Origin of the sequence: Vibrio sp. Vb0888 (assembly GCF_033338835.1) — a bacterium.
Classification (GTDB): Bacteria; Pseudomonadota; Gammaproteobacteria; order Enterobacterales; family Vibrionaceae; genus Vibrio; species Vibrio alginolyticus.
The window spans coordinates 1-1,077 of the sequence record NZ_JAWOTL010000304.1 but is presented as its reverse complement, the minus strand read 5'-3'; the positions used below and the strand labels follow the sequence as shown (position 1 = coordinate 1,077).

Sequence of the window (1,077 nt, the reverse complement as noted above, 5' to 3'; positions counted from 1 at the left end):
ACGGCAACGTAAACATTTCTAAAACTGGCGTGTTGGTGCTTGATGAAGCTGACCGAATGTTGGACATGGGTTTTTGGCCTGATCTGCAACGCATTCTTCGTCGACTACCGAATGACAAACAAATCATGCTGTTTTCGGCGACGTTTGAAAAACGCATTAAAACCATCGCTTACAAACTGATGGATTCTCCTGTTGAGGTGGAAGTGTCTCCAGCGAATACAACGGCAGAAACGGTTAAGCAGATGGTGTATCCAGTTGATAAAAAGCGTAAGCGTGAATTGTTAGCGTATTTAATTGGTTCACGAAACTGGCAACAAGTACTTGTTTTCACTAAAACCAAACAAGGCAGCGACGAGCTTGCAAAGGAGCTCAAACTGGATGGTATTAAAGCGGTTTCGATTAATGGTGATAAATCGCAAGGTGCTCGCCAGCGTGCACTTGATGAATTCAAGCAAGGTAAAGTTCGAGCCCTGATTGCGACAGACGTGGCGGCTCGCGGTCTAGATATTCAAGAGCTTGAACAAGTGGTGAACTTTGCTATGCCATTTAAAGCCGAAGACTACGTACATCGTATTGGTCGTACTGGCCGCGCGGGTAAATCCGGTTTGGCCGTTTCGTTAATGAGTCGAGATGAAGAATATCTGCTTCGTGCGATCGAAACGTTGTTAGACCAACGTTTGCCTCAAGAATGGCTAGAAGGATTCGAACCAAGTCTAATCGAAGAGGTAGAACCTGAGCGTGATGGTGGCGGTCGTCGTAAGAGCCGCTCGTCAGAAAAGCGCAAACTAAAAGCAAAACTCGCGATTCATAAAAATCGTGGCAAGCACCGCAAGTAATCCAGGTATTCAAAGGCGGCGGTGCTTAACAAGACGGTCTTAGGCCGTTTTGGCTTCCTCGTACATTTCTAGGGTTTGAGGCATCGCAAGCAAGTAGCCTTGGTACATATCGAAACCGAGTTTTTTCATTAAGTTAAGTTGATGCTCGGTTTCAATTCCCTCGATAACGGTTTTTGAACTCAGTTCTTTCGCGAGCGCTAACGCTTCTATTAACGCAGAAAAATCCCCGTCTTCGTATTTC

2 protein-coding genes are annotated in these 1,077 nt (G+C 45.7%); one reads left to right on the top strand and one right to left on the bottom strand.

What is annotated here, in order from left to right:
• Positions 1-836, top strand: an 836-nt coding sequence (locus tag R7P72_RS25820) for a DEAD/DEAH box helicase (RefSeq protein ID WP_318111091.1), incomplete at its 5' end; no start/stop codon positions are given.
• A gap of 39 nt (positions 837-875) precedes the next feature.
• On the opposite strand, the gene R7P72_RS25815 is transcribed toward R7P72_RS25820, so the two are convergent.
• Positions 876-1,077: EAL domain-containing protein (locus tag R7P72_RS25815; RefSeq protein ID WP_318111088.1), on the bottom strand; the 202-nt coding region annotated here is incomplete at its 5' end.